Origin of the sequence: Musicola keenii (assembly GCF_014855505.1) — a bacterium.
Lineage (GTDB): Bacteria > Pseudomonadota > Gammaproteobacteria > Enterobacterales > Enterobacteriaceae > Musicola > Musicola paradisiaca.
Map to the genome: position 1 here is coordinate 1 of NZ_JAAWVW010000046.1, position 3,722 is coordinate 3,722.

6 protein-coding genes are annotated in these 3,722 nt (G+C 34.4%); 5 read left to right on the forward strand and 1 reads right to left on the reverse strand.

Annotated elements, in window-relative coordinates; genetic code table 11:
* Positions 1–103: 103 nt before the first annotated feature.
* Positions 104–1,024 carry a hypothetical protein gene (locus tag HEP82_RS19675; protein WP_192459591.1) on the reverse strand — a complete coding sequence of 307 codons (921 nt, stop codon included), beginning with the start codon at positions 1,022–1,024 and terminating at the stop codon, positions 104–106.
* A 307-nt stretch (positions 1,025–1,331) separates the two neighbouring features.
* Here HEP82_RS19675 and HEP82_RS19680 point away from each other — a divergent pair, with 307 nt between their 5' ends.
* The 5 genes from HEP82_RS19680 (at position 1,332) to HEP82_RS19700 (ending at position 3,699) form a co-directional block, all read left to right on the forward strand.
* Positions 1,332–2,207 (forward strand): DUF6387 family protein, encoded by an 876-nt coding sequence (locus tag HEP82_RS19680; RefSeq protein ID WP_192459592.1) that lies wholly within the window; start codon positions 1,332–1,334, stop codon positions 2,205–2,207.
* A gap of 237 nt (positions 2,208–2,444) precedes the next feature.
* Positions 2,445–2,663 (forward strand): helix-turn-helix transcriptional regulator, encoded by a 219-nt coding sequence (locus tag HEP82_RS19685; protein WP_192459593.1) that lies wholly within the window; start codon positions 2,445–2,447, stop codon positions 2,661–2,663.
* A gap of 30 nt (positions 2,664–2,693) precedes the next feature.
* Complete coding sequence (locus HEP82_RS19690) at positions 2,694–3,008, forward strand: hypothetical protein (protein WP_192459594.1); 315 nt, start codon at positions 2,694–2,696, stop codon at positions 3,006–3,008.
* Positions 3,009–3,086: 78 nt separating this feature from the next.
* On the forward strand, positions 3,087–3,383 hold the full coding sequence (locus HEP82_RS19695) for a hypothetical protein (protein WP_192459595.1): 297 nt from the start codon (positions 3,087–3,089) through the stop codon (positions 3,381–3,383).
* 79 nt (positions 3,384–3,462) lie between these two features.
* Positions 3,463–3,699 (forward strand): hypothetical protein, encoded by a 237-nt coding sequence (locus HEP82_RS19700; protein WP_192459596.1) that lies wholly within the window; start codon positions 3,463–3,465, stop codon positions 3,697–3,699.
* The last annotated feature ends 23 nt before the right edge of the window (positions 3,700–3,722 follow it).

Sequence of the window (3,722 nt, forward strand, 5' to 3'; positions counted from 1 at the left end):
GGTTCATATATCTATACAAAATAAATAGTAGATCATATATAGAAGAACTACTAAAATATTTTTCCATCTTGAATAAACTCTAAGAGTTGGGTTATGTGAGAAATTAATAATCTTCTCTTATTATTTGGTCATAACGTTCAATAAAAGTAATTATTTTATCATTATCATATGTTGCTAACCATTCATCTAATGCTTTCTCAAAAACATATATAAAATCTATGTAATTAAAAAAAACAATATCTAAATTCATTCGTGTAGGTGTACCAATAGGCGCTATACTATAACTTATTCTTCTTTCTTTGCCTTGAACTACGCGACGTGAGTTTAAGTTAGTCATGTGTAGAAGAGAGTGTCTCAACTCATAAATCTCATCGGCATTTACCTCTAAGGTAGATAAATCACAATAATTATCTAACCACATAGGGAAAGCTCGATTCACATCTCCAAACTCAAGATAACCCACGGTGTCAATGAATGACATTAATAACTTTATACTAGATAGATAATGTTTGTTATTAAATAATAAGTGTATTGGTTTAACATGATCATCAACTAGTAAATTTTTGATTAGAAATCTACCATCAACAATATATTTATCTAGATAGTCAGACATTTCTCTTACTCCCGACACATGATTATCTTTAAAATCACTCCGTCTAACATTTTTATCAGTAGAAACTGATGCATCAACTTTGATTTGGCCGTCGACTACTGCAGTATAAATTATTAGTGGACTTGTAGATGCATTCTTAGCTTGTAATGCAACCTCGAAGATAATTGTTGGATTACCGATCCTTTCCAAGGCCATAAATCGACTTCTAGTAAGAAATTTTTCACCATTAAATGATGTTGGTTCTACATCAAAATAATCACACTGTGGTAAATCAGAGTGTATATTTTTTTTTAAATATTCTATTTTATCAGCATCGCTACCACTGATTTTATGTATAACAATCCCCACGTGCGTTATTTTATTGTCTGAAGATGATGTGAAATAAAATAAGTTATAAATTTCTTCTAACATCTACATTACTCCAAATTATTTTAAAAATGGATTGTTAATAAACATCCGCTTACATAACAACCTTTGGTTAAAACTATTACATTTTTGGCTGCGTTTGTATATGGTAATTAGCAGGAAAGTAGTTTTTATAAGTGACAAACTTCTCTAATGTTGCATTAGTACGGGAATTGTCAACGTGTTATATGAAAGAAATATCATGTGAAATGGAATAATCAGTATCAACAATATTCTATCAGATTTACTTTCGTTATGCTATCGGATGAGATAGCTTTATTACAACTCAAAAACAGCATTTATAGAGAAAACAATGACAAAAAAGATGTCTAAAGTGGAGATCGTCGAAGCACTAAGTGAGTGGTTTGATGTAAGCCGCTATGATGTGCTGAAAGATTTAACGCTAGAACAAATCTATGCCGAGCTGGAAAGACGGATTTTTGCCTATAAAGCAAGGCAACAGTGGGAAACAGCAGGCGAAGAGAACCAAATGCTGGCGATCTACCATGATGCCCAAATCCGTTCTGGTAAGGTTATACATGAGACCAAATGGGTCTCCGACAGCCATATGCTGGCTCATAGCTATGCCGTCAGGCCAATGACGAGGAATTCACTGTTTAACTATGGGCGAGCTATGTATCGTCTGGAAAACAACACGCCCAAAGATGACGTTTCAGTGAGTTCTGAATACATCTCTGAATACCTGAAACAGGGAGGGCTGAATCCTGCTAACAAGATGCTGATTGAAATTGATCTGAATGAAGCAAGCAGTGACGATCTGGCTGAACACCTAAAAGTGCTTATCACTCAATGGCAGAAGCACCTGAAAGTGCCTAAGCCACCGGAAAAAGATTTCCGCTTTGGTCATAAAACATTCCAAAAGATACTCGATTACAAGATCATCCCGTTGATGGATCTTATCGGATGGGAACAACTCAACAATCAGAAAATCCCTTATCCTGTGCTGGCTGGTATCCTGCATACCGATATGCGTTATGCCAGAGGTAGTGAGCAAATCAAAGATACTGATTACCCTCTATCTTATGAGTTCTTGAACAATGATAATTATTTCAAGTCGTTGAATGATTTCTTCATAAAAAACATGCATATAAAGAGTTCGAATATTATTGAAGTCATAGGCATGAATGACAAACCTGAGGGCAAAAAGAAAACAAGGGACAGTCGCTAAGCCTGAACGTCCCCTGTATTCATCTCCCATAAACATCCCCTAAATTCACTGGTCCTGAACTTCCCGCCTGTTCAGGGCTGGTGAACCAACCTAGTTTCTCACATGAGTTATCCATACAATTATTTCCATCAAATCACATACTGAAAAACGAAATCTAACTTGTTTTCCCAAATCTTCAAGATTTGGTTTTGAGTATGAAATATAAAAGATATTACGTATAAAAAATAGGAGATAAATATGGTTCAAATCGTAGCAAACAAAAAACAACGCCTTATTCGTTTACCAGAAGTGATTAGAAGAACAGGATTTGGAAAGACGTGGATTTATACGCTTATTAAAGCAGGACGCTTTCCATCGCAGGTTAAAACGGGTGTAAGAGCAGTTGCCTTTATTGAAAGTGAAGTTGATGCATGGATTGAGAAAATCATTTCTGATTCACGTCCTGTATCTGAATAAAACATATTAATAACAACAAGAGGAAATAAAATGAATAATCAAGAAATGGAAAGTATCAAAGAGTTATCCACAAAAACATTTTATGCTATGACAAAGTATCTTTATGTGGCTGGAATGCTGATATATAAAGAGCAAGGAGATCATGAGTTAGTCGCATCTATTATGTTAGATAATAATAGAACGGAATCGTATCTTTCACATGTTAAAGATCATCTGGCTAAGCGTTTTGATGGATATATGGAAGAAGCTGGTAAAAGAGAAAGACTGATTTATGTTGATATGGATAAAGTTATATTAGAAATGAGATATGTTCATACTCAAGCATTACTTTTTAGTATGAGCTAACAACAGCGTATTCGGCCCCGTAAGGGGCTAATAAAAAACACAATGAATTAAATAAGCATTTAACTATGAGGTAAAAATATGTTTAAAGAAAAGAAAGGCATTAATAAATCAACCGAACTGTTCTATGATCTTGCTTGTAGATCGTTTTCCGCAAGCTGGAATATGTTCATGGATGTTAATGGTGATGGGGATGCTAATGATTATTTAGATGACCCGGATTTTATGAGTCCATTTATTATCAATGTGATTGACCATATTCAGAACAACTTTGAAAGATTCACTGTCCAAGAGGGTAATAACGGTGATATTCATCAGGTTAACTTTGAACAGGTTGCTGCCATGTTAGTTGAATATTCAGACACCTTTAGAAAGTAAGAACTCCTCTTGCCCCACAAGGGGCTAACCAAAATATAAGAGGAAAATATAAATGGTAAACAACAACGAACAAAGTTCTATGACAAATAAAATATCTGTAGTAGTAAGTATGCTGTGCGAAGGAACGCCTAAAGTAATAAATACTATTCAAGAAAGCTTTGATGTGTTTGTTGCCCTTAGTGGGTATTCAGTAGAAGAAATGATAGAGAATAAGGGTTTGATTGATGCCTTAAATCGACATATCAATAACGATTTAGTTGATGAGTCAGATCTGGAATATGGCTCTGTTATTGTTAACATGTTTTATAAAAACTAATTACTCTTTTCTCTTATACACAT